The organism is Ruegeria sp. HKCCSP351, assembly GCF_017872535.1.
Lineage (GTDB): Bacteria > Pseudomonadota > Alphaproteobacteria > Rhodobacterales > Rhodobacteraceae > Ruegeria.
This window is the reverse complement of sequence record NZ_JAEDOV010000003.1, coordinates 420,400-445,174: the sequence shown is the minus strand read 5'-3', so window position 1 is coordinate 445,174 and position 24,775 is coordinate 420,400. Positions and strand designations below refer to the sequence as shown.

At 60.3% G+C, this 24,775-nt stretch carries 29 protein-coding genes; 15 read left to right on the top strand and 14 right to left on the bottom strand.

The genetic code is table 11. The features are described from left to right. The first annotated feature begins 43 nt into the window (after positions 1-43). From I9182_RS09270 to I9182_RS09245, 6 genes are all read left to right on the top strand, one after another. Positions 44-718 carry a DUF2161 family putative PD-(D/E)XK-type phosphodiesterase gene (locus I9182_RS09270; RefSeq protein ID WP_209598043.1) on the top strand — a complete coding sequence of 225 codons (675 nt, stop codon included), beginning with the start codon at positions 44-46 and terminating at the stop codon, positions 716-718. Between the two features lie 152 nt (positions 719-870). Then, a complete protein-coding gene (groES, locus tag I9182_RS09265; RefSeq protein WP_209504786.1) occupies positions 871-1,158 on the top strand; it encodes a co-chaperone GroES in 288 nt (95 codons plus the stop codon). 53 nt (positions 1,159-1,211) lie between these two features. Continuing rightward, entirely contained in the window at positions 1,212-2,852 is a 1,641-nt protein-coding gene (gene groL / locus I9182_RS09260; RefSeq protein WP_209504785.1) for a chaperonin GroEL, read from the top strand. Between the two features lie 246 nt (positions 2,853-3,098). Continuing rightward, positions 3,099-3,950: a DMT family transporter gene (locus tag I9182_RS09255; RefSeq protein ID WP_209598042.1), complete on the top strand. Its 852-nt coding sequence runs from the start codon at positions 3,099-3,101 to the stop codon at positions 3,948-3,950. A gap of 29 nt (positions 3,951-3,979) precedes the next feature. Then, positions 3,980-4,753, top strand: coding sequence for an alpha/beta fold hydrolase (locus I9182_RS09250; protein WP_209598041.1), 774 nt, complete (start codon positions 3,980-3,982; stop codon positions 4,751-4,753). Further along, a complete protein-coding gene (locus I9182_RS09245) occupies positions 4,750-5,901 on the top strand; it encodes an alpha-D-ribose 1-methylphosphonate 5-triphosphate diphosphatase (protein WP_209598040.1) in 1,152 nt (383 codons plus the stop codon). Before I9182_RS09250 ends, I9182_RS09245 begins: the two co-directional genes overlap by 4 nt. 65 nt (positions 5,902-5,966) lie before the next feature. On the opposite strand, the gene I9182_RS09240 is transcribed toward I9182_RS09245, so the two are convergent. From I9182_RS09240 to I9182_RS09225, 4 genes are all read right to left on the bottom strand, one after another. Then, positions 5,967-7,034: a 5-(carboxyamino)imidazole ribonucleotide synthase gene (locus I9182_RS09240; protein WP_209598039.1), complete on the bottom strand. Its 1,068-nt coding sequence runs from the start codon at positions 7,032-7,034 to the stop codon at positions 5,967-5,969. Positions 7,035-7,036: 2 nt separating this feature from the next. Beyond that, positions 7,037-7,792: an NAD(P)-binding domain-containing protein gene (locus tag I9182_RS09235; protein ID WP_209598038.1), complete on the bottom strand. Its 756-nt coding sequence runs from the start codon at positions 7,790-7,792 to the stop codon at positions 7,037-7,039. Next, positions 7,789-8,274 (bottom strand): 5-(carboxyamino)imidazole ribonucleotide mutase, encoded by a 486-nt coding sequence (purE, locus tag I9182_RS09230; RefSeq protein ID WP_209504779.1) that lies wholly within the window; start codon positions 8,272-8,274, stop codon positions 7,789-7,791. The genes I9182_RS09235 and purE overlap by 4 nt, the downstream gene beginning before the upstream one ends. Positions 8,275-8,350: 76 nt before the next feature. Further along, positions 8,351-8,575, bottom strand: a complete 225-nt coding sequence (locus tag I9182_RS09225) for a DUF465 domain-containing protein (RefSeq protein ID WP_209504778.1) — start codon at positions 8,573-8,575, stop codon at positions 8,351-8,353. Positions 8,576-8,738: 163 nt separating this feature from the next. Here I9182_RS09225 and I9182_RS09220 point away from each other — a divergent pair, with 163 nt between their 5' ends. From I9182_RS09220 to I9182_RS09210, 3 genes are all read left to right on the top strand, one after another. Next, a complete protein-coding gene (locus I9182_RS09220) occupies positions 8,739-9,152 on the top strand; it encodes an Hsp20 family protein (RefSeq protein ID WP_209598037.1) in 414 nt (137 codons plus the stop codon). A gap of 5 nt (positions 9,153-9,157) precedes the next feature. Next, positions 9,158-9,382, top strand: coding sequence for a DUF1150 family protein (locus I9182_RS09215; protein ID WP_209504776.1), 225 nt, complete (start codon positions 9,158-9,160; stop codon positions 9,380-9,382). A gap of 92 nt (positions 9,383-9,474) precedes the next feature. Beyond that, entirely contained in the window at positions 9,475-10,362 is an 888-nt protein-coding gene (locus tag I9182_RS09210; RefSeq protein WP_209598036.1) for a PhzF family phenazine biosynthesis protein, read from the top strand. A 99-nt stretch (positions 10,363-10,461) separates the two neighbouring features. Here the strand turns inward: I9182_RS09210 and I9182_RS09205 are convergent, their stop codons facing one another. The 4 genes from I9182_RS09205 to trxB all read right to left on the bottom strand — a co-directional run bounded on the left by I9182_RS09205 (position 10,462) and on the right by trxB (position 15,543). Beyond that, the gene (locus I9182_RS09205) at positions 10,462-12,180 is read right to left on the bottom strand and encodes a bifunctional sulfate adenylyltransferase/adenylylsulfate kinase (protein ID WP_209598035.1); all 1,719 of its coding nucleotides are present in this window, start codon (positions 12,178-12,180) and stop codon (positions 10,462-10,464) included. A 196-nt stretch (positions 12,181-12,376) separates the two neighbouring features. Continuing rightward, on the bottom strand, positions 12,377-14,068 hold the full coding sequence (locus I9182_RS09200; RefSeq protein ID WP_209598034.1) for an adenylate/guanylate cyclase domain-containing protein: 1,692 nt from the start codon (positions 14,066-14,068) through the stop codon (positions 12,377-12,379). Between the two features lie 80 nt (positions 14,069-14,148). Further along, positions 14,149-14,598, bottom strand: coding sequence for an RES family NAD+ phosphorylase (locus I9182_RS09195; protein WP_209598033.1), 450 nt, complete (start codon positions 14,596-14,598; stop codon positions 14,149-14,151). 3 nt (positions 14,599-14,601) lie between these two features. Further along, entirely contained in the window at positions 14,602-15,543 is a 942-nt protein-coding gene (gene trxB / locus I9182_RS09190) for a thioredoxin-disulfide reductase (protein WP_209598032.1), read from the bottom strand. Between the two features lie 227 nt (positions 15,544-15,770). Between trxB and I9182_RS09185 the strand changes: the two genes are divergently transcribed. Next, positions 15,771-16,271, top strand: a complete 501-nt coding sequence (locus tag I9182_RS09185; protein ID WP_209504770.1) for an Lrp/AsnC family transcriptional regulator — start codon at positions 15,771-15,773, stop codon at positions 16,269-16,271. 119 nt (positions 16,272-16,390) lie between these two features. On the opposite strand, the gene I9182_RS09180 is transcribed toward I9182_RS09185, so the two are convergent. The 5 genes from I9182_RS09180 to lgt all read right to left on the bottom strand — a co-directional run bounded on the left by I9182_RS09180 (position 16,391) and on the right by lgt (position 20,610). After that, complete coding sequence (locus I9182_RS09180) at positions 16,391-17,173, bottom strand: Hint domain-containing protein (RefSeq protein ID WP_209504769.1); 783 nt, start codon at positions 17,171-17,173, stop codon at positions 16,391-16,393. Between the two features lie 328 nt (positions 17,174-17,501). Next, positions 17,502-17,630 (bottom strand): hypothetical protein, encoded by a 129-nt coding sequence (locus I9182_RS20530; RefSeq protein ID WP_280922374.1) that lies wholly within the window; start codon positions 17,628-17,630, stop codon positions 17,502-17,504. A gap of 270 nt (positions 17,631-17,900) precedes the next feature. After that, positions 17,901-18,659, bottom strand: coding sequence for a peptidoglycan editing factor PgeF (gene pgeF / locus I9182_RS09175; protein ID WP_209598031.1), 759 nt, complete (start codon positions 18,657-18,659; stop codon positions 17,901-17,903). After that, the gene (locus tag I9182_RS09170) at positions 18,656-19,723 is read right to left on the bottom strand and encodes an SAM-dependent methyltransferase (protein ID WP_209598030.1); all 1,068 of its coding nucleotides are present in this window, start codon (positions 19,721-19,723) and stop codon (positions 18,656-18,658) included. Before I9182_RS09170 ends, pgeF begins: the two co-directional genes overlap by 4 nt. Continuing rightward, positions 19,720-20,610, bottom strand: coding sequence for a prolipoprotein diacylglyceryl transferase (lgt, locus tag I9182_RS09165; RefSeq protein ID WP_209598029.1), 891 nt, complete (start codon positions 20,608-20,610; stop codon positions 19,720-19,722). The genes I9182_RS09170 and lgt overlap by 4 nt, the downstream gene beginning before the upstream one ends. Positions 20,611-20,707: 97 nt before the next feature. Between lgt and I9182_RS09160 the strand changes: the two genes are divergently transcribed. The 5 genes from I9182_RS09160 to I9182_RS09140 all read left to right on the top strand — a co-directional run bounded on the left by I9182_RS09160 (position 20,708) and on the right by I9182_RS09140 (position 23,914). Beyond that, a complete protein-coding gene (locus tag I9182_RS09160) occupies positions 20,708-20,956 on the top strand; it encodes an accessory factor UbiK family protein (protein ID WP_209598028.1) in 249 nt (82 codons plus the stop codon). 321 nt (positions 20,957-21,277) lie between these two features. Then, positions 21,278-21,778 (top strand): YbjN domain-containing protein, encoded by a 501-nt coding sequence (locus I9182_RS09155; protein WP_209598027.1) that lies wholly within the window; start codon positions 21,278-21,280, stop codon positions 21,776-21,778. A gap of 39 nt (positions 21,779-21,817) precedes the next feature. Beyond that, a complete protein-coding gene (proC, locus tag I9182_RS09150; protein WP_209598026.1) occupies positions 21,818-22,633 on the top strand; it encodes a pyrroline-5-carboxylate reductase in 816 nt (271 codons plus the stop codon). Next, positions 22,626-22,964 (top strand): tRNA-binding protein, encoded by a 339-nt coding sequence (locus I9182_RS09145; RefSeq protein WP_209504763.1) that lies wholly within the window; start codon positions 22,626-22,628, stop codon positions 22,962-22,964. Before proC ends, I9182_RS09145 begins: the two co-directional genes overlap by 8 nt. Beyond that, a complete protein-coding gene (locus I9182_RS09140) occupies positions 22,964-23,914 on the top strand; it encodes a D-glycerate dehydrogenase (RefSeq protein ID WP_209598025.1) in 951 nt (316 codons plus the stop codon). The genes I9182_RS09145 and I9182_RS09140 overlap by 1 nt, the downstream gene beginning before the upstream one ends. On the opposite strand, the gene I9182_RS09135 is transcribed toward I9182_RS09140, so the two are convergent. Continuing rightward, positions 23,911-24,489: a thymidine kinase gene (locus tag I9182_RS09135; protein WP_209598024.1), complete on the bottom strand. Its 579-nt coding sequence runs from the start codon at positions 24,487-24,489 to the stop codon at positions 23,911-23,913. The two genes, I9182_RS09140 and I9182_RS09135, sit on opposite strands and share 4 nt — an antisense overlap. Between the last annotated feature and the right edge of the window lie 286 nt (positions 24,490-24,775).

Sequence of the window (24,775 nt, the reverse complement as noted above, 5' to 3'; positions counted from 1 at the left end):
CAACCCGTCTGGTATTCCTCAACAATCTGCGTAGCATAGGCCCATGAACCGCGAGCAGGACCTCTATCCCCCGATCAAGGCGCTTTTGGAGCGTCAGGGATACACCGTCAAAGGAGAAGTGGGCGCAGCCGATATCGTCGCCAGGCGCGAAGATGAACCGCCTGTGATTGTCGAACTCAAGCTCAGGTTCACGCTGTCCCTGTTCCATCAGGCGATTACCCGCCTGAAACTCACGGATCAGGTCTATATCGGGGTCAGTAAACCCACCGGGCGCACGGCCCGGCGGGCGCTCAGGGACAATCTGGCGCTGTGCCGCAGGCTTGGTCTGGGTCTGATCACCGTACGCGCCGATGGCACGGTCGAGGTGCAATGCGATCCGGGCCCCTATGCGCCGCGCAAGGACAAGGCCAGGTCAGCGCGGCTGCTGCGCGAATTCGATCGGCTGGAGGGCGACCCCAATTCCGGGGGCGCGACACGCCATGGGATCGTGACGGCCTACCGTCAGGATGCGCTGAAATGCGCGGCTTTTCTGGCCGAACACGGCCCGGCCAAAGGGGCCGAAGTTGCCAGATCGGTGGGTGTCCCGGTTGCCACCCGATTGATGCGGGAAAATCACTATGGGTGGTTCGAGAAGGTTGAAAAAGGTGTCTACGCTCTTACGTCTGACGGAACAGAAGGCTTGAAACACTGGGCCTACAGCTGGGAACAGGCCGACTAGGCCGTTCTCAAAAAAATCCCAAACACCTTGTTGACTCGGCGTTTTAGACTCCCTAGCTATGCGTCGTTATCACTCACACACACCGAGTGCTAACGCCTCGTCAAACGGCGAGGGGAGGATAAACAAAACTTTGAGCCCAAGGAGCTGCAAAGATGGCATTGAAACCGCTTCATGACCGTGTGCTGGTTCGCCGTACCGAAAGCGATGAAAAAACCGCAGGCGGACTGATCATTCCTGACAGCGCAAAAGAAAAGCCCAGCGAAGGCCAAGTCGTCGCAACCGGCGAAGGCGCGCGCAAGGACAGCGGCGAGCTGATCGCAATGGCGGTCAAGGCTGGCGACAAGATCCTGTTCGGCAAATGGTCGGGCACCGAGGTCCAGGTCGACGGCGAAGAGCTGCTGATGATGAAAGAAAGCGACATCATGGGGATCATCGAGTAAGCCCGCGCTTTCTCTGATCTTCCACTCAACACATTTTCTCAAGGAGAAACGACATGGCTGCAAAGGACGTCAAGTTCGACACCGATGCCCGCAACAAGATGCTGAAAGGCGTCAACATTCTGGCGGATGCTGTCAAAGTGACCCTGGGCCCCAAAGGCCGCAACGTGGTGCTGGACAAATCCTTCGGCGCACCGCGCATCACCAAAGACGGTGTTTCGGTTGCCAAGGAAATCGAACTGGAAGACAAGTTCGAAAACATGGGCGCGCAGATGGTGAAAGAAGTCGCCAGCCGCACCAATGACGAAGCCGGTGACGGCACCACCACCGCGACCGTTCTGGCGCAGGCCATCGTAAAAGAAGGCCTGAAGCAGGTTGCAGCGGGCCTGAACCCGATGGACCTGAAGCGCGGCATCGACCTGGCAACAGCTAAAGTCGTCGAAGGCATCCGTGCTGCTTCTCGTGAAGTCAAGGACTCGGCGGAAGTTGCTCAGGTTGGCACCATCTCGGCCAATGGTGAAGCTGAAATCGGCCAGCAGATCGCAGACGCGATGCAGAAGGTTGGCAACGAAGGCGTCATCACCGTCGAAGAAAACAAAGGTCTGGAAACCGAGACCGATGTTGTTGAAGGTATGCAGTTCGACCGCGGCTACCTGTCGCCTTACTTCGTCACCAATGCAGACAAGATGGTGGCCGAGCTCGACGACTGCATGATCCTGCTGCACGAAAAGAAACTGTCCTCGCTGCAGCCGATGGTTCCGCTGCTCGAGCAGGTGATCCAGTCGCAAAAGCCGCTGCTGATCATTGCAGAAGACGTTGAAGGCGAAGCGCTGGCAACTCTGGTTGTCAACAAACTGCGCGGCGGCCTGAAAATTGCTGCTGTCAAGGCACCGGGCTTCGGCGATCGCCGCAAAGCCATGCTGCAAGACATCGCAATCCTGACCGGTGGTCAGGTGATCAGCGAAGATCTGGGCATGAAGCTTGAGAATGTCACCATGGACATGCTGGGCACCGCCAAGAAGATCGAAATCACCAAAGACGAAACCACCATCGTCGACGGTGCTGGCGAGAAAGCCGAGATCGAAGCACGTGTTGCTCAGATCCGCACCCAGATCGAAGAAACCTCGTCGGATTACGACCGTGAAAAACTGCAGGAACGCGTTGCCAAACTGGCAGGCGGTGTCGCTGTTATCCGCGTCGGCGGCATGACCGAAGTTGAAGTGAAAGAGCGTAAGGACCGTGTGGACGATGCTCTGAACGCAACACGCGCAGCCGTTCAGGAAGGCGTCGTGGTAGGCGGTGGTGTTGCTCTGGTTCAGGCCGGTAAAGCACTGGAATCGCTGAAAGGCGCAAACGCTGATCAGGACGCAGGCATCAACATCGTGCGTAAAGCCATCGAAGCGCCGCTGCGCCAGATCGCTGAAAACGCAGGCGTTGACGGTGCGGTTGTTGCAGGCAAAGTGCGCGAATCTTCGGATCCGTCCTTTGGTTTCAACGCTCAGACCGAAGAATATGGCGACATGTTCTCGTTCGGCGTGATCGACCCGGCCAAAGTTGTCCGTACTGCTCTGGAAGACGCGGCATCTGTTGCCGGCCTGCTGGTCACCACCGAAGCGATGGTTGCAGACAAGCCGCAAAAAGATGCGCCTGCTGGTGGCGGCATGCCCGACATGGGCGGCATGGGCGGCATGATGTAAGCACGTCAAATTCGCCTAAGCGAATTCTGACGACCCCTGACAGGCGTTTGGCTGCAAGGTCAAGCTGTCGAGAGGGGAAACCAAAGTGCTCATGGACGGGGTCGCCTTTTGGCGGCCTCGTTTCGTTCCTGATGGCCGCAATACGGCCATGCCTCCGGCGGGAGTATTTTGGAAAAGGTGAAGGCTGGGCCGCGTGTGCCCGAATTGTGAGTGTCCAACCCGCCGCCAAGTCGGTATGTGGTTGAAATGCGACTGTTCCTTCTGACCGCCCTGACCATGTGCGCCTTTGCGGCGAACTCCATTCTGAACCGGCTGGCTATCGACAGCGGGTCCAGTGATCCCGCGGGGTTTGCCATTATCCGGGTTCTGGCGGGGGCGCTGGTTCTGGCCGCACTGGTGCTGCTGCGCAGAGGACATTTGCCCCTGCGCAACCGCAGGCGGTTTATCGGGGCCGGGTCGCTTTCCCTGTATATGATCGGGTTTTCCATTGCCTATCTGACGTTGGATGCGGGGCTGGGCGCGCTTATCCTGTTTGCCGTTGTGCAGATCACCATGTTCGCCGCCACCGCCCTTACCGGAGCCAAACCCACCCGGCGACAGTTGGCCGGGGCAGCGATTGCACTGGGTGGTCTGGCCTGTGTCCTGTGGCCCACAGGAACAGTGCGGGCCGATCCGACCGGAACCGTTTTGATGATTGCAGCCGGGATCGGCTGGGCAGCCTATTCACTGGCCGGGCGGTCCGAGCCTGACGCATTGCAAGGCACGGCAGCGAATTTCATCGTCGCGCTGCCGGTAACCGCGCTGGCCCTGATGGCCACAGGGGCAGAGTGGCACATGACCGGAATGGGCTATCTCCTCGCGGTCCTTTCGGGTGGCGTAACATCTGGTCTGGGATACGCCTTGTGGTATCGCGTCCTGCCCCGGCTGGCACCTTCGACGGCGGCAGTCGTTCAGCTCAGCGTGCCGGTGATCGCGATTGCGGGCGGCGTGGTGCTGTTGGGGGAAAGCGCGGGTGTGCGGCTGCTTGTTGGTGCGGCACTGGTTTTGGGCGGTATCGCGCTGGCTGTCCTGCGACGTCAACGTGGGAAGGGCTTTTAACGCCGGCGCACAGGCTTTATTTGGCGGGTATGAGAATTCTGATCGCCCTGCTTTGTTGCCTTTTTCCCGCCGTGGCCAACGCGAAATGCGTTGTCCTGCTGCACGGTCTGGCCCGGACCGAGGCGTCATTCAGCGTGATGGAGCAACTGTTCAAAGCGAATGGCTATTCCGTCGTGCGCCCCGGTTACCCATCGACCGAAATCGGTATCCCCGAACTGGCCGAACAAACCATCCCGCAAGCATTTGCAGCCTGCGGCAGTGACACCGTCAATGTAGTTGCGCATTCCATGGGTGGCATCCTGTTGCGATACTGGTTGCAGGACCACAGCCCTGAAAACATGGGCCGTGTCGTCATGCTGGGGCCGCCCAATCAGGGTAGCCAGCTGGTCGATGAACTCAGCGCGTGGGAGGTGTTCGGATACCTGAACGGCCCGGCCGGACTGCAACTGGGCACGGGCCCGGATGGAATTCCCAGCCGCCTGCCGCCTGTGGATTTCGAACTGGGTGTCATCGCAGGTGATCAGTCCCTGAACCTCGTGTTTTCATCTCTGATCGACGGCCCTGACGATGGCAAGGTGTCGGTCGAATCCACCAAGGTCGAAGGCATGGCCGATCATCTTGTCTTGCCGGTGACACACACCTTCATGATGAACAACCCGCAGGTCATGGCGCAGGTGCTGCACTTCATTGAGTTTGGCCGGTTTGATCCGCAGATCACTTGGCTGGACGGTGTGATGGACGTAATAGACGAGATCTGTATCGGGCAAAACTGCTCAGAACCGGGGGCGGAGCCATCAGAATGACCGCATTGGAACTGACATTGACCGGAGCAGAGGTTCTGTTGCCGGGTGAAGGGCTGTCACGCGCGGAGCTTTCCATTGCAAATGGGGTCATTCAGAAAGACGAGACCGGGCGGCGGATTGACCTGACCGGGTATCTTGTTCTTCCTGGCATTGTCGACTTGCACGGCGATGGGTTCGAACGCCATATCGCCCCACGTCGCGGCGCGATGAAGCAGATGAATGAGGGCATTCTGTCTGTCGAGGCCGAACTGGCCGCCAACGGCATCACCACAGCCGTTCTGGCGCAGTTTTACAGCTGGGAAGGCGGCGTGCGCGGCCCGGACTTTGCCGCGCAGGTGTTTGCGGCCATCGCAGCGGTCAAGGGCAGCACGGTCACCGATCTGATCCCGCAATTGCGGTTCGAGACCAATATGCTCGCGGATTACGACGGGCTGGCCCGTCGCATCGCCGATTGGCAGGTGCCATACGTGGTCTTCAATGATCACCTGCCGCATGATCGTTTGGCACAGGGCAAGAAACCACCGCGCCTGACCGGGCAGGCATTGAAGGCCGGGCGCAACCCGGAGGCGCATTTTGCGATGCTGCTCGACATGCACGCCCGCAAGGCTGAGGTTCCGGCGGCGCTAGAAGCGCTCTGTTCGGACCTTGCGGACATGGGCGTGCATCTGGGCAGCCACGATGACGCAACTGCCGAGGCGCGCGCTTGGTGGCGTCGCCAAGGGGTGCGCATTGCCGAGTTCCCCGAAACGCTTGAAGCCGCCGAGGCGGCGCGCGCTGCCGGGGATTACGTCATTCTCGGTTCGCCCAATGTGGTCCGCGGTGGCTCGCATAAGGGCAACGCCAGCGCGGTAGAGCTGATCGCCATGGGGCTCTGTGATGCCCTGGCCTCGGATTACCATTATCCCAGTCCACGCCGCGCGGCGCTGATGCTGGCCAAAACCGGGCTGCTGGATCTGGCCGGTGCCTGGGAGCTGATCTCGTCCGGCCCCGCGCGGGTGCTGGACTTGCCGGACCGGGGCACGCTTGCCGCGGGCAAACGCGCCGATCTGGTAATCCTTGATGCAACTACTCACCGGGTCGCCGCGACATTGGCGGGCGGGCGCGTCAGCTATATGTCTGGGGATATCGCAACCCGCTTTGTGGGTTAAAACCAGGCCAGCTTCACCTTTTTCCAAATACTCTCGCCGAAGGCATCGCGCCGTAGCGCGATATTCTACCGCTTGATCCGGTTGAAATGTCCCATCTTGCGACCGGCCTTGACCTCGGCCTTGCCGTAAAGATGCAGCGCGATGTCCCGTTCGCGCGCCAGCTCGGGCACGCGGTCCATATCGTCGCCGATCAGGTTCTCCATCACCACATCCGAGTGGCGCTGCCCGTCGCCCAACGGCCAACCCGCCACCGCGCGGATGTGCTGTTCGAACTGATCCACGGCGCAGCCATTCTGTGTCCAGTGGCCCGAGTTATGCACGCGCGGCGCGATCTCGTTCACGATCAGTCCGCCGGGTGTCACGAACAGCTCAACCCCCATGACACCAACATATTCCAGAGCGTTCAGGATATTGGCCGCCAGCAGGATGGCATCGGTGCGCTGGGCGGGGGACAGTCGGGCAGGGATGGTGGTGGTGTGCAGGATGCCATCGCGATGCACATTCTCACCCGGGTCGAAACAGGCCACCTGACCGTCCAGCCCGCGCGCAGCAATGATCGAAACCTCGTGCGAAAAATCAACGAACCCCTCCAGAAGGGCAGGCGCACCAGCCATATCGGCCAGCGCGGCCTCGGCATCCCCGGGGTTGCGCAATCTGGCCTGCCCTTTGCCGTCATACCCAAAGCGGCGGGTCTTCAGGATCGCAGGCGTGCCGATTTGTTCGATGGCCGCAGTCAGGCTGTCCAGATCGGTGATATCCGCAAACGGGGCCGTTTTCAGGCCAAGTCCCTGCAAAAACGCCTTCTCGGTCAGGCGGTCCTGACTGACCCTCAGTGCCTCACGCCCGGGACGAATGGGGCGATGGGCTTCCAGAATATCCAGCGCCTCGGTCGGGATGTTCTCGAACTCATAGGTGATGACGTCCACCGTATCGGCGAAGGCCGTCAAGGCGTCGATATCGTCGTAGGCCGCTGTCGTAACCCGATCCGCAACCTGCCCGGCAGGCGGGTTTGCGCCCGGCTCGTAGATGTGGCTGACAAACCCCAGCCGAGAGGCCGCCACCGACAGCATCCGGCCCAGCTGCCCGCCACCCAGAATCCCGATCACCGCACCTTGGGCGAGCATGTCCGCCATCGTCAATTCTCCAAACGTTTTCCAATTGCGCCAAGCGCCGCTCTCAGCGCCTCATGCGCGCCTTGTTCGATCAGGGTGCCCGTCATCTGCAGGCTCAAAGTACCTTCCGTCGCCAAAGCGTCGCGCTCCTGTGCCAACCGCCCGGCTGTGCCTTTCTCCATCGCGGCGAGAAAACCCGCCATCAACTGCGTGGTATAGAACTCGGCCCCGTCCGCATCGCCGGTTACGTCACCCAGCCATTCGGCCCCGGTGGCCATCAGATCCAGAATGCCGGGAACCATGGCACAAATGGCAAAATGCGCGTTCAGCGCCGCCTCATCCGCAACCTTGACCACGGGGTTTTCCGGCTCAAACAGCTCGGCCAGCAAGCGGTCTTTGCCGAACGCCGCCATCGGGCAGCCACCGGACTGCAAGAACCCCAGCGGGATGGTCTGCACGAAATCCGAGGCTGGGGCGCAAAGCTTGGCCAGATCCTCGGCGGAAACGGCCGCCATAACTGACACGACCTGCTGATCGGCGCGAAAGGTCAGGGGGGCCAGAACCTCGGCCGCGATATGCGGGCGCAGACACAGAAACACGATGTCCGAGGCGTCAATCACCGCCTGCGGCGGCGCGATAGTCACGCCCAGTTCGGCCTTCAGGGCGGCCGAGACCTCGGCGTTGCGTTCTGTCACGCTGATCTCATGCCCTTTGGCGGCCATCAGCCGCGCAATCGGCGCGGCGATATGCCCGGTACCGATAAACCCGATCCGGCTCATCCCTGCGGTTCCTCGGGGATCGAGGCGGACAAGGCCTCGCGCCAGGCATCCAGCCGCGCGGCCAGGGCCTCATCCTGCAAGGCCAGAATGCCCGCGGCCATCAGGCCCGCATTGGCCCCACCAGCGGACCCGATTGCCATGGTCGCCACGGGAAAGCCCTTGGGCATCTGCACAATGGAATACAGCGAATCCACCCCCGACAGGGCCCGCGTCTGCACAGGCACGCCAATCACCGGAACCCGCGTTTTCGAGGCCATCATCCCCGGCAGATGTGCCGCCCCGCCTGCACCCGCGATGATCACCTGCAACCCGCGCGACACGGCGGTCTTGCCATAGTCCCACAACCGGTCCGGGGTGCGATGGGCCGAAACGATACGCGCCTCATAAGCGATGCCCAGTTCATCCAGAATATCTGCGGCTTCCTTCATCGTGGGCCAGTCCGACTGGCTGCCCATGATGATCCCCACTGTCACATCGCTCATCCGCTTATGTCCCCGCGCTCAGAAAGAGCGCGCACTATAGCCAAATCCGCTTTTGTGGCAATGCGGTACAGGGCGTTCAGGCAATGATATCGGGGGTCAGGCGGTCTTCGATCAGGCGGATGAAGTCTTTCAGGCGCAGTTTTTCCTTTTTCAGGCGCCTAAGGGTCAACTGATCAGCCGTTCCTTTTTCGTGCAGCGCCTCGATCGCCTCATCAAGGTCGCGGTGCTGGCGGCGGAAAACCTCCAATTCAACCCGCAGAACTTCATCGGTTTTCATCGAAAGGTCGGTGGGCGCGTTCATTGGCGACTCGGGCTTGTTGTGGTGCTTGCCCAACAAGATAGTGTGTCAGACGTTATCGCGCCAGACCTTGTGGACATCCTGGTTTCTTCCCATATTCTATAACAAGCGGTTGCCGGAACGGGACCGCGCACCACGTCGCTTTGACAATAAAGGACGAAAATACGTGTCGAAACTTACTCTTGGCTCATACCCGCATCTTTTGGGGTTCGAGCAGCTGGAACGCCTTCTGGAACGGTCTGCAAAGGCCGGTAATGAAGGGTACCCGCCCTATAACATCGAACAGACCTCGGACTTTTCCTACCGCATCACCCTTGCGGTGGCCGGGTTTGCCGAAGAGGATCTGTCCATCACAATCGAGGATCGCCAACTGGTGATCCGGGGCCGTCAGCGCGACGACAGCGAGGGGCGCATCTTCCTGCACCGTGGCATCGCGGCGCGTCAGTTTCAGCGCATGTTCGTGCTGGCCGACGGGGTCGAGGTGGGCGAGGCGATCATGGAAAACGGTCTGCTGCACGTAGATCTGACCCGCGCTATGCCGGAAACCGTGGTTCAGACAATCAACATACGGAAGGGGTAAGAGCAATGAACACACCGATTGAAATCAACACCGAAGGCGATCGTATCGTCTATGTGAAAACAGTGGACGTTGCCGATCTGCCGCGTGATCTGCGCGATCAGGCAGGTGATCTGGATCACCTTTATGCCGTGCACGATTCCGATGGGCAGCAACTGGCGCTTGTGGCCGACCGCAAGCTGGCCTTCGTTCTGGCCCGTCAGCACGACCTGTCACCTGTGGCCGTTCACTGAACGGCCCCTTTGCCCGGCTGGGTTGAAACGTTCCCCGCAGCACACGCGCATCGGCGAAACTGCCGCTATTAACCTGTAACGGAGCCGACTGCATGAGCTGGTTTGAATTCGACTGGGTAGACGCCTTCACCAATCGTGCATTTGGCGGCAACGGTTGTGCCGTGGTCCATGGCGGCGCGGGTCTCTCGGCCGAGGTCTGCATGGCCTATGTGCGCGAAACCTCTCTGGTCGAATGCACATTCACCGGCCCGTCCGACGTGGCCGACATCCGCGTCCGTTATTTTCTGGCCAGCCGTGAAATTCCCTTTGCCGGGCACCCGACGATTGCCACCGTAGCGGCGATGCGGTCGCGCGGCATGATCTCCGGTGATAATCTGACGCTGGAAACCGGCGCGGGTCTGGTTTCGATCGGATTGCAGGGCGAACAGATCGAAATGACGCAGGTCGCACCGCAATTTGGTGCGCATGTGCCTGCCGATCTGGTGGCAAAGGCAATCAGCTTGCCGCAAGAAGCCATCATCTCGCCGCCCCGGATGGTTTCAACCGGCTTACCCTTCTGTATTACTGTTCTGCGCGATCATGACGCGTTGCGCGCGGCCCGCCTGTCCGAGGACGCGCTGCGCAAAGTGGCTGCGACGGCAGGGTATTCCGGCTCAGACATGGCCGAGCCTTTCCTCGTGACGCTCAAAGGGGCCACCGACGCGGGCGATACCTTCTCGCGCCTGCTAATGGCTCCGCCCAGCCCGCCCGAGGATCCGTTTACCGGGTCTGCCACCGGGGCCATGGCAGCCTATCTGTGGAAATACGGGCTGATGACCAAGGACAGTTTCGTTGCGGAACAGGGTCACGATATGGGCCGCCCAGGTCAGGCTGTTGTCACGCGCGTTGGCCCCAGCGACGCGATGACGGGAATCAAGGTGGCCGGTCAGGGGCATATCCTGATGCGCGGGCAGGTCGACCTGCCAGAGACCGCGCAATAAACGAACCGGCTCACACCCGGCGACTTCCCCCAACACCTCAGCCCGTCAAAACAAAAACGGCCCCCGTAAACCGGAGGCCGCTGCATTCATTCATCTGGTTCAGCTTGCTGCGATCAGGCCCATGCTTTCCAGCTTCAGCAGCACCTGATGGGCGCAGTTGTCAACCTCGACATTCTCGGTCTCGACACGCAATTCAGGGTTCTGAGGCACGTCATACGGGTCCGAGATGCCGGTGAATTCCTTGATCTTGCCTTCGCGGGCCAGCTTGTACAGACCCTTGCGGTCGCGCCGCTCACACTCTTCGATGGTGGTCGCAACATGCACTTCGCAGAAAGCACCAAACTGCTCGATCTCTTCGCGCACCGCGCGGCGCGTGGTGGCATAGGGTGCGATAGGGGCGCAGATGGCGATGCCACCGTTCTTGGTGATCTCGGATGCGACATAGCCGATCCGGCGGATGTTCAGGTCGCGATGCTCTTTCGAGAAACCCAGTTCGGAGGACAGGTTTTTCCGCACGATATCGCCATCCAGCAACGTGACCGGACGGCCCCCCATCTCCATCAGCTTGACCATAAGCGCGTTGGCGATGGTGGATTTGCCCGAGCCCGAGAAGCCGGTAAAGAACACGGTAAAACCCTGCTGGCTGCGTGGCGGCTTGGTCTTGCGCAACTCTGCCACCACTTCGGGAAAACTGAACCATTCGGGGATTTCCAGACCCTCGGCCAGACGGCGGCGCAGCTCGGTGCCCGAGATGTTCAGGATCGTGACATTGTCCTTATCCAGAATCTCGTCATTCGGCTCGTATTGCGCGCGCTCCTGCACATAGACCATGTGCTTGAAATCGACCATCTCGACGCCGATCTCGTCCTGGAACTGGCGGAACAGGTCCTGCGCGTCATAGGGGCCATAGAAATCTTCACCGGCCGAGTTCTTGCCCGGGCCCGCGTGATCGCGGCCCACGATGAAATGGGTGCAGCCATGGTTGGCACGGATCAGCCCGTGCCAGACCGCCTCGCGTGGGCCAGCCATGCGCATCGCCAGATTCAGCAGGCTCATCGAGGTGGTGGACGCGGGATACTTGTCCAGCACCGCCTCATAGCAGCGCACGCGGGTAAAGTGGTCCACGTCGCCCGGCTTGGTCATGCCGACGACCGGGTGGATCAGCAGGTTGGCTTGCGCTTCCTTGGCGGCGCGGAAAGTCAGTTCCTGATGCGCACGGTGCAGGGGGTTGCGGGTCTGGAAGGCCACGATCCGGCGCCAGCCCAGCTTGCGGAAATAGGCGCGCAGCTCGTTCGGCGTGTCGCGGCGACCGCGGAAGTCATAGTGAACAGGCTGCTGGATGCCCACGACGGGGCCACCCAGATAGACCTTGCCCGCCACATTGTGCAGATAGTTCACAGCCGGGTGGGCATCGTCATCAGCACCAAAAACCTTCTCGGCCTCGCGCGCCTTGTTCGGGGTCCAGCGGTCGGTCACCGTCATGGTGCCCAGGATCACGCCTTCCTGATCGCGCAGCGCGATATCCTGACCCAGTTCGATCTTGTCCGCAAAGTCTTCGCTGACGTCCAGCGTGATGGGCATCGGCCATAGCGTGCCATCAGCCAGACGCATGTTTTCGACGACATTGTCGTAATCGGCCTCGCTCAGGAAACCTTTGAGCGGGTTGAAACCGCCATTCATTAGCAGCTCCAGATCGCAGATCTGGCGCGGGCTCAGATCCCAACTGGTCAGGTCGGCGGCTTCGACCTTCAGTTTCTGGGCCGAGTCATACGACACATAAAGTTCGGGAATGGGGGCCAGATTGCTTAACATCGTCATCTGAATACTCTTATCGCAGTGTTGTGTTGCCAGTGATTCAAGGGCGTTTTCGGGGCATTTGCACCGACTGTCGCGCGAAGTCCACTGGCGTCAATGAAACAAAGGACGATATGCGCTGATTTCTCGCGGATTGGAAGGAATTTCCAACTCTGAAATCAAAATGATGATCTGGTTCCCCTGGGCGTAGATAATCCGATCATGCAAGGTATGACTGTTCCTGTTTTTGCGTGTGCGGCGCAAGCCCGGACGCACGGGTGACTGGCAGGGCAGGAATCGGATCGGCAACGCCGCGCAACTGGAACAACCGTATACCCTCCGACGGCAGGTCCATGCCCGCGGCCTTCAACACCTCTTGTGAGACCAGCAGTTCGACCCCCAACGCCTTGGTTTCGCTTTCCAGTCGGCTGGCTACATTGACGGCGTCGCCAATGATCGTTCTCGCGGCATGTCCCTGCGCGCCAATCTCTCCCAGCACCAGATCCCCAAGGTGCAGGCCCATTCCGATGCGAATGCCAGGGCTGCCTTCGGCCTCAAGCTGCTCGTTGAACCGGTCGAGGGCATGGCTGATATCTATCGCAGCCTTCAACCCGGCGCGGGCGGATGCGGCTGCATCGGGTTTTTCGAAAACCGCCAGCAACCCGTCTCCCATGTATTTGTCCACGACACCTCCGTCCTTGGTGATGGCAGGCACGACGGCGTCGAAGAACCGGTTCAGCAGGAACACGATATCATAGGGCAGCTGACCCGTCGTGCGGGCGGTAAATCCGCGCATGTCCAGAAACAGTACGGCCAGTTTTCGTTCCTGCCCCTGACTGGCATGTCCGCGAATGCGCCCGCCATCCGGTTGAAAAACGCGGAAAACGGTGGTCGGTTCCGTCGGGCGGATTTGGCAGGCCAGCCGTGTCTGCGGTGAGGCGCCAACAGCGGCCAGACTGCGGGCCTCGACATCGCCGGGCGGGGGCAGGGCGCTGGAGCCCGCTTCAACGATGACGCGGCAGGTGGTGCAACGGCCCTTCCCGCCGCACAAGGCCGCATGGGGCACACCGTGTGCCTGCGAAATCTCAAGCAGGGTCATGCCCTTTTCGGCATCCACCTCGGGCCCGCTGCTGTAACTCACCCGCACCGCATGCCTGCGCCGCCACAGCTTGCGCCCGATATACACAAGACCCGTGGCCGCCAGGGCAAGCCAGAACGCCAGAAGGGCATTATCCTTGACGGTGAACATGGTCTGAAACGCCTCGGGCGAGGGCCAGTTGTAATGCTCGATATATTGTTCCCGCAAAAACTCATCCGCGAAATCCAACCAGATGCGGCGACCCTCGGTCAGCAGACCGGCCAAAGCGAACATGGGGATGAAGACGGCGACACCGATCAGATAGGGTACGGCGCTGGGCCACCATTTTGTCAGCCGTAGCCACATATGCAGTCCGATACAGCCATGCACCCAGACGATCAGCAACAGTGCGCTTTGCATCCAAATCACGGTGCTGGGCCACATCAGGATGATGATGTACCCCATCTCGTCATTGACGTCATAGATCTCGTGCGCGACCCGCGTCTGGATGACATGCGAGATCAGCTGCAATGGTATCAGCAGACCCAGAACCACCTGCAACGCCGTGCTGAACGGCATGCGCAGGGTCCGGCGCTGTGCGATCGAGGCCAGCGCCAGACCGGCATGTGTGAACAGCGCTGCATAAAGCAGCACGCTCAAAAGGATGTGCCGCGTCACCGCTGTTCGACCGTCCTGCATCCCGTGCAGATAATCGGTGTGAAACAGGCCCATCCCGATGTTGATAAAATGGAAGAAAGCGAAAGCAAACAGAACCAACCCGCTGCCGATCCGAAGCCGGGTTGCCCAACCGCCACGCCACAAAGCGCTCTTCAAGAATACCACCTGTATCGCTGTTCGCCGTGGTTGGACTTTGCGAGGACGTTCGCGGTCAGGTCAAGGCTTCGGGTGCAAATCTAGGCCTGCCAGTGGGTGGCGGGGTGTTGGGATTGAATTGATATCTTGTCCGCACAAAACAGCACCAGATGGCTGAGGTCAGGGCGCGAGCGCGAGCTGTAGATCAAGCCGTCCGCCCCCAGTGCCCGCGCTTTATCTGAAAAAGACCATGTCGGGGAAGGGGCCCCCGTCGCGCGAATATCCTGCCAGATCACCGAGGCTGCCGTCTGCCCGCGGTAGTCCGCCAACCGCGTGTTTTCCACCAGAAACCTTTGAACCACCCGGTCGGGATCATCCCTCGAGACGTAGCGACGGATGGCGACCGAAGCGCCTTCGGCGCTGAGCGAGGCATAAAGCCCGAACTGTCCGGAATGGTGAAAGCGCCCCTCGGGCGCACGGGCAGGCAGCAATGGGGTCGCTGCCTGCGACGCAAACAGAATTCTCCAGACAGGGCCAGAGAATTCAAGCATGTATCAGTCCTGTTCGGCCAGGAACCGTTCGGCATCCAGTGCTGCCATACAGCCCATTCCGGCGCTTGTTACCGCCTGACGATAGACATGGTCGGTCAGATCGCCTGCTGCGAACACGCCGGGAATCGATGTTTCGGTGCTGCCCGGTTTGGTGACGACATAACCACCCATATGGGTTTCCAGCGTGTCCTTGACCAACTCGTTCGCAGGGGCGTGGCCGATGGCGACAAAGACGCCCTTGCACGGGATCTCGGTGATCTCGCCGGTTTTGACATGTTTGACCCGAACACCTTCAACGCCCAAAGGCGCATCGGTGCCGATCACTTCTTCCAACTGGTGGAACCACAGCGGTACGATCTTTTCATTCTTCAACAGGCGATCCTGAAGGATTTTTTCCGCCCGCAACTCATCGCGGCGGTGGATCAGGGTCACCTTGCTGGCGAAATTGGTCAGGAACAGGGCCTCTTCCACGGCTGTGTTGCCGCCGCCAATCACCACGATTTCCTGCCCGCGATAGAAGAACCCGTCACAGGTGGCGCAGGCCGAGACGCCAAAGCCCTTGAACTTCTCTTCCGACGGCAGACCCAGCCATTTCGCACGCGCGCCGGTGGCCAGAATGACGGCGTCCGCCGTGTATGTGGTGCCGCTGTCGCCCTTGGCGGTGAAAGGGCGCTTGCTGAGGTCCAGATCGCTGATGATGTCGCCGATCACCTCACATCCCATGGCCTTCGCATGGTCCTGCATCCGCACCATCAGGTCCGGGCCCTGCACCTCGGTGTCGCCGGGCCAGTTTTCGACCTCGGTCGTCGTTGTCAGCTGACCACCGGGTTCGATGCCCTGTACCAGAATGGGTTCCAGCATGGCGCGGCTTGCATATACGCCTGCGGTGTATCCTGCGGGCCCCGACCCGATGATCAGAACCTTGGTGTGTCGTGTGTCGGCCATGGTGCCCCCGCTCGAATTGCCTGAATTGGGCCCGCGGCCCGTCGCCCCGATATAGCGACCGACCGGCCCGGCTTAAAGCCCCTTACTGTTCAGGCCCTCTCGGGCAGGGGCGCCCCGGGTTCACCGGGAGAAGGCGAAAAGGAAACAAAGAAAATTGCGCATCTGCGAAACATTATTGCGCGCGTGTGGGGTGCTGATATAAGAACCGAAAAAATCAGGAGCATTTGATGGTCACGACTCGGCTGGATGATATCGATCGCAAGATTCTGGCGGAACTGCAGGCGGACGGTCGTATGACCAATGTCGAGCTGGCAAAACGGGTCGGAATCTCGGCCCCGCCCTGTCTGCGCCGGGTGCGCACACTCGAAGAATCCGGCTTCATCACCGGCTATCACGCCGAGGTCAACTCACGCGAGTTGGGGTTCGAGGTCCAGGTATTTGCCATGGTCGGTCTGGACAGCCAGGCCGAGGTCGAACTGCGCGCATTCGAAGGCCGCTGCCGCGAATGGCCATTGGTCCGCGAATGCCACATGCTGAACGGCGAAGTGGACTTCATCCTGAAATGCGTCGCACCTGACCTGAGCAGCTTTCAGCAGTTTCTGACGGGCGAGTTGCTGACCACGCCAAACGTGGCCAGCGTCAAGACATCGCTCGTTATTCGCGGCGCAAAAGACGAGCCAGGCGTGCCGTTCGACGTTCTGGAAGAACGTATGAACCGGACGGCGTAACGCCAACACGTTTTGGTTGCGCGGTGATTGGTGGCAACAGTGCTGCCACCGCAAGGGATAGAACCCAACTTATTACCAGCTGCATGATGCCCCCCATAATGCAGTAATCACAATCATGCTCAGGCCGTCATCGCGTCAATCTCACCATCTCCGGCGCGCGGCATCAGCAGCGGGCCGAAATCGTTCAGCGACTCGATATGCGCGAACAGGTTCAGATAGATCGACCGAAGCGAGTGGCTGATCATGCGAACCGCATTCACACCTGGATGATATGTTTCGAACTGTAATCCATCTACGCGAATAACGGAATGGCGTTTTAAACAAATGTGAAACAGTTCAACGGGGGTCGGCGGCATTGTTTCAATGACACCCATCCCGTCCTGAAATTCGGACACGGGTGTAAGAATCGGCTGCCCCCCATGCAGGTGCCGCAAATGCGCGGGTGTTCCCACGATTCGCGCCGCCGGGCCGGCAATGACACCCGACATTGGCTTTTGCATCCCGAACGTATCCGCCATGATCCGCGTCAGCGGCCGCGTCCGGCCCCGCGAATCCACGCGTCCGGGGATCAGAGTGACAGATCCCTTCCACAACACGGTTTCCGATGCGCCATCCTGCGTCAGGACCGTATCCCCCGGCATCAGATCCTCGATTGCCATCGGTCCATGCTCCGTTTCTACCAAAGATCCACGTGTGAAGGCGCAAAACGCGTCTTCAAACATTGGCAAGGCGGGCGCAATGTGGCGGGTCTGAACCACATCTCCGTTCCTCAACAGGCTGCTGACCTCATAGCGGCGCAGCTGGGCTTTTGGCTTGGAAACCGGCCGCGGTGCGTCCCGCAGCATAACAGACGTTTCGATTGCATTTCTGGCCGCGCGGGCCAGTGAATTTGGAATAGTCATTAATATTCCGTCCCCTCAAAATGTTCGGTCAGGCGCGGCGTACCCCCGTACAGACCCGCCCGGCGAACTGGTTCTTTGCCTTGAAACAAATGGGTGACCCTCGGGCGGCGACCGGTACGGTCCCGCATTGCGACTAAATCTCGCTTTCCAATGGTCAACACATTGACCCCCCAGACAAACTCGTACTTCACGGGCGAAATTGCCCGCACACACAACTCCGAAAAAGCCACGAACCCCTCGCTCGTGGCGCGCGATACATCAGGCCGGAGCAAACCTGATACGCGTTGACCCAAATAAGACCGGCAGCTTGGTCTCTGGGTTTTCTGTCTCAGCGTCGTGCCGCGATGCGGCTGGCGACCCTGACAGAATTGCTTGTTACCCGTTTCCACGGCATTTCCAGGTCCTGGTCCCGAGTGGCGGCGACCATGGCTTTCAGAAAGCGTGATTTGGTTTTCATTTTCTGGTCCTGCTCTGAACGGGGATTTCCTCCCCATGTCCTCTGTAAACCTTTTGTGACGCGCGTTTGCGGCAGGGATAAGGCTTATCCGGGAAGATTTGCGGACAGAAAGATGAAGTCAGATGGACCTCCCACTCAACACGCCAGCGCCCGATTTTCGAACGTCAGATAACGATCTGATGACTGGCAAAAACTCGTTACGATTCTGATGCCCAATCAACACAAAAAATGTGGCGGAAAAGTGGCAGGGCACCTAAATCTGGACGAAGATCACAATCTTATGACGGAAATCAGCCGCCCGTAATCGACCTCGTTCGCGTGTGTTGACCGGCGATAGGAATAGAACCTGTCGGGGTCGGAATAGGTGCAGTGCCGGGTCCACTCGGCCTGTCCGATTCCCGCCTGCCGCAGCCGGTGCAGCCCGAAGGCGGGCAGATCAAATTGCAGGCGGTCACTTTCACCATTGGCAAAAAAGCGGCTGTTGTCCGGCGAATCCGCAAGGAACGCGTCCAGAAACTCTGGCCCCACCTCGTACGCGCGCTGCGAAATACTGGGTCCGATCACGGCGCAGATATTGCTGCGGTCGGCCCCCAGCGCCTCCATCGCGTCCAGCGTTGCCTCCAGAACACCGTCCAGCGCGCCGCGCCACCCGGCATGGGCGGCACCGATCACATGCGCATCGGGATCGGCGAACAGAACCGGCTGGCAATCGGCCGTCAGGATCGTCAGGGCCAGACCGGGTGTTGCTGTGACAATGGCATCCGCTTTGGGCTTTTCATCTTCAACCGGGGCTTTGACTGTCAGAACCGTTGGCGAATGAACCTGATGTACCGCGACCATTGCCTCGGGGTCCACCTCCATCGCGTCGGCCACCCGCCGCCGATTCAGCGCGACAATCTCGGTTTGATCCGAGGACCCCTGACCACAGTTCAACCCGCTGAAAATTCCTGAAGACGCGCCGCCGCGACGGGTAAAGAACCCATGGCGAAATGGCGACAGCAGGTCCGAGGTCAGAATTTCCAGCGTCATGGTTCCAATCCTGGTGGTGGGGCGGCATAGGCCGGGAAAAGGCCCATCACCTTGAACAGATTTCCCATTTCATCAGGATGCGTCAACCGCCGATGCGCGGCAATCAGCGCATCCAGCTCGGAACCGCTCAGCGCCTTGGACAGGGCTTGCGCGCGGGCGGTGATCCCCAGCCGTTCAAGGAAGAGGCCCTGCGGTGTCAGGCGCGTATGCCTGCACCCACAGGCGCGGGTCGCAACGGCCAAAGGCTCAAAATCCACATGCGCGGTCAAATCGGCCTGACCGGGCGATACCAGAGGATCGGAATGTTCGTGGTTTTGCAGGGCCTGCAAGGTATCGCCCAGCGAATGCCAGTCACCATAATCCACAATCAGCGCCGCACCGCCATGGCTGGCGATCCGTCCTGCGATCACGGTTAGAATCGGAATTGCAGCAGCACACAGTTCGACCAGATCACCGTCCTTGGTGTCCGACAGCCTGTCATTCAACGCCACCTGCGGCCCGATTGCGCCCAGTCCGAACGTCAACCCACCGTCACGCTCACCCACCAGACGCTCGCGCCAGCCCGTACCGTCACGCTGAAACTGGCGGATGGGCAGGGCATCAAAGAACTCGTTGGCCACCAGCAACAGCGGCTGGTCGGGCAGGTCGGCGATCGTTGCAATCCAGACCGCGTCGTAATCCTTCAGCGTTGCCGCCTGCACCTGTTTCAATACAGGCGATGCTTCAACCAGTACAACCTGCGCTGCCTCGTGAAATCCGGGTACTGACCGTGTGGCGCGCAGAATATCGGCCATCAGGGTACCACGCCCCGGCCCCAGCTCGCATAGGGTGAACGGTGCGGGCCGACCCTGATCCATCCAGCTCTGCGCAAGGCATAGCCCGACCAGCTCCCCGAACATCTGGCTGATTTCCGGCGCTGTGGTGAAATCCCCTGCAACCCCCAGCGGATCACGGGTCGTGTAATAGCCCAGCGTCGGATGCAGCAGGCATTCTCCCATGAAATCTGCCACGCTCATCGGTCCATCCTGCCGGATGCGGGCGACCAGATGATCGGTCAGGCTCATGCCGCCCGCCGCCGCGCACGCAGGGCAAACCACAGACCAAGCGCGATCATCGGCAGCGACAGGAACTGCCCCATGGTCAGCCCGTACCCGCCCACATGCCAGGCCAGCCCCAGCGGATTGCCGGGCGATACGAACTGCGCATCCGGCTGGCGAAAGAACTCGACGATAAAGCGCGACGCGCCGTAGCCCGCAAGGAACGTCCCCATGACTAGGCCCGGTGTGCGAAAACCGCCGCGCCGATAGACCAGCCACAGCAGTACCGCCCCTAGCAACACACCCTCCAGCGCGGCCTCATACAGCTGCGACGGGTGCCGGGCGCACATGCCTGCGACCACGCCGGGGCAATCCTGCGCAGCATATCCAGGGAAGATGACAGCCCAGGGCAGCTCGCTCGGGCGGCCCCACAGCTCGGCGTTGACGAAATTGGCCAGTCGCCCCAGCAGCAATCCGGGCGGAACGGTGTAGGCAACCAGATCCCCCAGCGACAGGGCAGGTATCCGGTGCCGTCGTGCAAACAGGTACGACGCAAGGATCACGCCCAGCAATCCGCCATGAAAGGCCATGCCGCCTTGCCAGACCTTCACGATCTCCAGCGGGTGCGACAGGTAATAAGCCGGTTGATAGAACAGCACAAAGCCCAGCCGCCCACCCAGAATCACACCCAGAATGATCCAGGTGACCAGATCCTCCAGCTGCTCGGGCTTCATCGGCGGGCCATCCGCAGGCCAGAGCGCTGGGCGGCGCAACGCCACAACAGCCAGCCGCCACGCGATCAGGATGCCCGCGATATAGGCCAGCGCATACCACCTTAGCGCGAACTCCATCCCGAACAGCGGGATCGAGAACAGTTCGGGCGACAGATCGGGGAAATTCAGAACAGCCTGCATGTGCGTCTCATTGCCCGGGGTTTGCAGGTCAAGTCAACCTTGAGCCCGCGCCATTCTTTGCCCATATACAGGTAAACCGCGAGATCGGAGAACAGATATGCAGACCCGCAACAAAATCCTGGATGACGTGTCCCAACTGATGACCAACGCCATGGGCGTGGCGCAGGGCGCGCGGGAAGAGGCTGAAAACGCGATGAAGTCGATGATCGACCGCTGGCTGGCCGACCGCGATTTCGTCACCCGCGAAGAATTTGACGCCGTGCGCGCCATGGCCCAGAAGGCACGCGAGGAAAATGCGGCACTCGAAGCCCGTATCACCGCGCTCGAGGCGAAACTGGACAAATAACGCCCCGGCGTTCCCTTTTTTCACAATTTTCGGACAAAGCATTCCGCCGCGCAATCCAGCCCGGATTGTGCGGTGCTGTGTATTCTGACGTGTCGCAAAATTTATTCAAGACAAAGCTGACTCTGGCGCCAATATTTTGATCGCAGTTGCCTTCTGTCCACAACTTATTGCTGTTATCCCCAATAATTAGGGTTGCCAGAACTTACGCCACATCGCACCATATTTAGTACAGGCCTATGGGGGAAGCCCGGTTTGTAGAGCAGGCAACTAGCGCTGGGGCGCTGCCAGCCCCGAAATGCTAGAGATTAGTGAGGTGGCATTATGGCCCTTTCCGAGCAGTATCTCGAAGAAGACATTCATCCGATCGACATTGTTGAGCATCTGGCCGAACATCACGACTGGGATTTTGATCGCATTGGGGACGATCAGATTGCCATGGCCGTTGAAGGGCAGTGGCGCACCTATTCGATCACGCTGGCCTGGTCCAACTATGACGAAACGCTACGCATGGTGTGCAGCTTCGAAATGGAACCACCGGCCGAGCGTGAAATGCAGCTCTATGAGCTGCTCAACAAGATGAACGACCAGTGCTGGGCAGGCGCGTTTACCTATTGGGCAAACCAGAAGCTGATGGTCTATCGCTATGGTCTGGTCCTTGCAGGCGGGCAAACGGCCAGCGCTGACCAGATCGACACGATGATCAATGCCGCCGTCATGAGCGCCGAGCGGTACTACCCCGCGATCCAATTGGTGACCTGGGGCAACAGAGGGCCAGAAGAAGCCATGCAAGTGGCCATTGCAGAGGCCTACGGCCGCGCGTAAACCTTTGCCCCGAACCGATATGTAAAGCGGGAGGGGCAAATGGACATGACGCGCGTGGCCGAACAGGGGCTTGTGCTTCTGGGGTGCGGAAAGATGGGGTCCGCAATGCTGGCGGGATGGCTGGAACACGGCCTTCCGCCAGCTTCCGTTTGGGTCATCGATCCCTTTCCGTCAGATTGGCTGAAGGCGCAGGGCGTCAATATCAACGCACCGTTGCCCGAATCTCCCGCCGTGGTGCTGGTTGCGGTCAAACCGCAGATGATGGGCGAAGCCCTGCCTGCCATTCAGGCGCTGGGCGGTGGGTCCAGCCTGTTTATTTCGGTTGCAGCTGGCACCTCGATTGCGGCCTTCGAATCCGTTCTGGGCCGTGACACCCCGATCATTCGCGCCATGCCCAACACGCCCGCCGCCATCCGTCAGGGCATCACGGCACTGATCGGCAACGCACACACCTCCGAGACCGACATGGAGCAGGCCGAAAACCTGCTGGCGGCAGTGGGCCAGACTGTTCGCCTTGAGGATGAGGCACAGATGGACGCCGTCACCGGGCTCAGCGGGTCCGGCCCGGCCTACGTGTTCCATCTGATCGAAACCCTGGCCGCTGCGGGCGCGGCGCATGGCTTGCCTGCCGAGCTTGCGATGAAACTGGCCAAGTCCACAGTGGCCGGTGCCGGGGCGCTGGCCATGGCGTCCGACGAAGACCCGGCGCAGCTGCGCATCAACGTGACCTCTCCGAACGGTACCACACAGGCCGCACTTGAGGTGCTGATGCATCAGGAAACCGGCTTTCCCGACCTGCTGCACCGTGCCGTCAAGGCCGCAACCAACCGATCCAAGGAGCTCTCGCGTGAGTGAAATTTCGTTCGACGACTTTCTCAAGGTCGATATTCGCGTGGGCGAGGTGATCCGCGCCGAACCCTATCCCGAGGCCCGCAAACCCGCGATCAAGATGTGGATCGACTTTGGCGACGAAATAGGCGAGCGCAAGACCTCGGCCCAAATCACCGCGCATTACGATCCGGCCACTCTGGTCGGCAAACAGGTCATGGCTGTCGTCAACTTCCCTCCGCGCCAGATCGGCAAGTTCATGTCCGAGGTTCTGGTGCTGGGCCTGCCCGATGACAACGGCGAGATCGTTTTGATCGGCCCCGACGGCAAGGTACCAACCGGCGGGCGGATGCACTGATGAAACTGCTGATCACGCGTCCGATGACACCGGCAGTCGAATCGCGCGCCCGCGCCGATTTCGATGTAACCATCCGGGAAAACACCCTGCCCATGGCGCGGCAGGAGATGCTGGCCGCTCTGGCCGGATACGACGTTGTTGTGCCGACATTGGGCGATCAGTTCTCGGCTCGGATCTTTGCCGAGGTCGGTCAGCCGCGCTGCAAGCTGCTGGCCAATTTCGGTGTTGGCTTCAACCATATCGACGTGGATGCCGCACGCGCGGCCGGGGTTGACGTAACCAACACGCCCGGCGCGGTCACCGATGCCACAGCCGATATCGCCATGACCCTGCTGCTGACCACAGCCCGGCGGGCCGGTGAGGGGGAGCGGCTGGTGCGATCGGGTCAGTGGCAGGGCTGGCACCCGACGCAGATGCTGGGCCATCATGTGACCGGCAAGCGCGTGGGCATTGTCGGCATGGGCCGCATCGGACAGGCCATCGCGCGCCGCTGTCATTTCGGGTTTGCCATGCAGGTGGCCTATCAGTCCCGCAATGCAAAAGATCTGGATTTCCCGGCGGAATTTATACCTGACCTTGAAACACTCGCCGCTTCGGTCGATTTCCTTGTGCTTGCGGTTCCCGGCGGTGCAGAAACCCGCCACCTGATCAATGCGCAGATTCTTGAGGCGATGAACCCCTCGGCTATTCTGGTCAACATCGCCCGTGGCGAGGTGGTGGACGAGGTCGCGCTGATCACGGCGCTGCAAACAGGTCAGATCGCGGGGGCGGGGCTGGACGTCTACGAATTCGAACCCAAAGTGCCGCAATCCCTGTGCGAAATGGAAAACGTCACCCTGCTGCCCCATCTGGGCACTGCCACCGAAGAGGTGCGCAGCAGCATGGGGCACATGGCGCTGGATAACGTGGCGGCCTTTGTCGCGGGCAGGGCGCTGCCCAACCCGGTCTAGTCGCCCACCGCCTCACGCCAGTGTTTGCGGCAGAGCGAGACATAGGTCTCGTTGCCACCGATCTGCACCTGCGCCCCTTCAGTGATGGCCTTGCCGGTCTCGTCGCGACGAATCACCATCGTGGCCTTGCGGCCGCATTCACAGATCGTGCGCACTTCGCGCATTTCGTCGGCAAGGGCCAGCAGGGTGGCGGAACCGGGGAACAGCTTGCCCTGAAAATCCACGCGCAGACCATAGGCCAGCACCGGCACATCCAGATCGTCCACCGCACGGGCCAGTTGCCAGACCTGCGCCTCGGACAGGAACTGTGCTTCGTCGATGAAAACGCAGGCCACCATACCCTTGTCCAGCCGGGACCGGATCATGGCGAAGACATCATCTTCGGGTGTGAAAGTGTCAGCCTGCTCCGATATGCCGATGCGCGATGCAATCCGCCCCGCACCCGCCCGCCCGTCAATGGCGGCGGTCATCAGGTAGGTCTGCATTCCGCGCTCGCGATAGTTGTGCGAGGCCTGTAGCAACACGGTCGACTTGCCCGCGTTCATGGTGGAATAGTTGAAATACAGCTTTGCCATAGCGTGGGTCTAAAACGCCTGACGAAAAGGAACAAGAGAGCAAAGGGATGTAAGAAGCGACGTCGCCATTGCGTGTGCAGAGGCCGAGCTGGGCTCGTAGGGGATGGAACCCCCGCGTCTGCAACAGCGACGCCGTCGGCCAACATGTGGCCAAAACAAAGCAAGGCCCAACAATACCGCCCTGCAATCACTCTTTACCGGCTTGAACTGCCGCCACTCACTCACAAAATCCCCCGCTTATCTGAGGGATAGTCAATGTATGACATTTCAATTATGACTTAGTTAT

Excerpts from the sequence above, each read along its gene's own strand:
- pgeF (WP_209598031.1), bottom strand. The coding sequence starts at position 18,659 with ATGACGCTGGAAATTCTGACCTCGGACCTGCTGTCGCCATTTCGCCAT.
- I9182_RS09170 (WP_209598030.1), bottom strand. The coding sequence starts at position 19,723 with ATGAGCCTGACCGATCATCTGGTCGCCCGCATCCGGCAGGATGGACCG.
- I9182_RS09270 (WP_209598043.1), top strand. The coding sequence starts at position 44 with ATGAACCGCGAGCAGGACCTCTATCCCCCGATCAAGGCGCTTTTGGAG.
- I9182_RS09255 (WP_209598042.1), top strand. The coding sequence starts at position 3,099 with ATGCGACTGTTCCTTCTGACCGCCCTGACCATGTGCGCCTTTGCGGCG.
- I9182_RS09155 (WP_209598027.1), top strand. The coding sequence starts at position 21,278 with ATGGCCCTTTCCGAGCAGTATCTCGAAGAAGACATTCATCCGATCGAC.
- I9182_RS09160 (WP_209598028.1), top strand. The coding sequence starts at position 20,708 with ATGCAGACCCGCAACAAAATCCTGGATGACGTGTCCCAACTGATGACC.
- proC (WP_209598026.1), top strand. The coding sequence starts at position 21,818 with ATGGACATGACGCGCGTGGCCGAACAGGGGCTTGTGCTTCTGGGGTGC.
- trxB (WP_209598032.1), bottom strand. The coding sequence starts at position 15,543 with ATGGCCGACACACGACACACCAAGGTTCTGATCATCGGGTCGGGGCCC.
- I9182_RS09205 (WP_209598035.1), bottom strand. The coding sequence starts at position 12,180 with ATGACGATGTTAAGCAATCTGGCCCCCATTCCCGAACTTTATGTGTCG.
- I9182_RS09215 (WP_209504776.1), top strand. The coding sequence starts at position 9,158 with ATGAACACACCGATTGAAATCAACACCGAAGGCGATCGTATCGTCTAT.
- groES (WP_209504786.1), top strand. The coding sequence starts at position 871 with ATGGCATTGAAACCGCTTCATGACCGTGTGCTGGTTCGCCGTACCGAA.
- I9182_RS09235 (WP_209598038.1), bottom strand. The coding sequence starts at position 7,792 with ATGAGCCGGATCGGGTTTATCGGTACCGGGCATATCGCCGCGCCGATT.
- I9182_RS09240 (WP_209598039.1), bottom strand. The coding sequence starts at position 7,034 with ATGGCGGACATGCTCGCCCAAGGTGCGGTGATCGGGATTCTGGGTGGC.
- I9182_RS09210 (WP_209598036.1), top strand. The coding sequence starts at position 9,475 with ATGAGCTGGTTTGAATTCGACTGGGTAGACGCCTTCACCAATCGTGCA.
- I9182_RS09245 (WP_209598040.1), top strand. The coding sequence starts at position 4,750 with ATGACCGCATTGGAACTGACATTGACCGGAGCAGAGGTTCTGTTGCCG.
- I9182_RS09135 (WP_209598024.1), bottom strand. The coding sequence starts at position 24,489 with ATGGCAAAGCTGTATTTCAACTATTCCACCATGAACGCGGGCAAGTCG.
- I9182_RS09195 (WP_209598033.1), bottom strand. The coding sequence starts at position 14,598 with ATGCTTGAATTCTCTGGCCCTGTCTGGAGAATTCTGTTTGCGTCGCAG.
- lgt (WP_209598029.1), bottom strand. The coding sequence starts at position 20,610 with ATGCAGGCTGTTCTGAATTTCCCCGATCTGTCGCCCGAACTGTTCTCG.
- I9182_RS09180 (WP_209504769.1), bottom strand. The coding sequence starts at position 17,173 with ATGACTATTCCAAATTCACTGGCCCGCGCGGCCAGAAATGCAATCGAA.
- I9182_RS09225 (WP_209504778.1), bottom strand. The coding sequence starts at position 8,575 with ATGAACGCGCCCACCGACCTTTCGATGAAAACCGATGAAGTTCTGCGG.
- I9182_RS09250 (WP_209598041.1), top strand. The coding sequence starts at position 3,980 with ATGAGAATTCTGATCGCCCTGCTTTGTTGCCTTTTTCCCGCCGTGGCC.
- I9182_RS09140 (WP_209598025.1), top strand. The coding sequence starts at position 22,964 with ATGAAACTGCTGATCACGCGTCCGATGACACCGGCAGTCGAATCGCGC.
- I9182_RS20530 (WP_280922374.1), bottom strand. The coding sequence starts at position 17,630 with ATGAAAACCAAATCACGCTTTCTGAAAGCCATGGTCGCCGCCACTCGG.
- I9182_RS09185 (WP_209504770.1), top strand. The coding sequence starts at position 15,771 with ATGGTCACGACTCGGCTGGATGATATCGATCGCAAGATTCTGGCGGAA.
- purE (WP_209504779.1), bottom strand. The coding sequence starts at position 8,274 with ATGAGCGATGTGACAGTGGGGATCATCATGGGCAGCCAGTCGGACTGG.
- groL (WP_209504785.1), top strand. The coding sequence starts at position 1,212 with ATGGCTGCAAAGGACGTCAAGTTCGACACCGATGCCCGCAACAAGATG.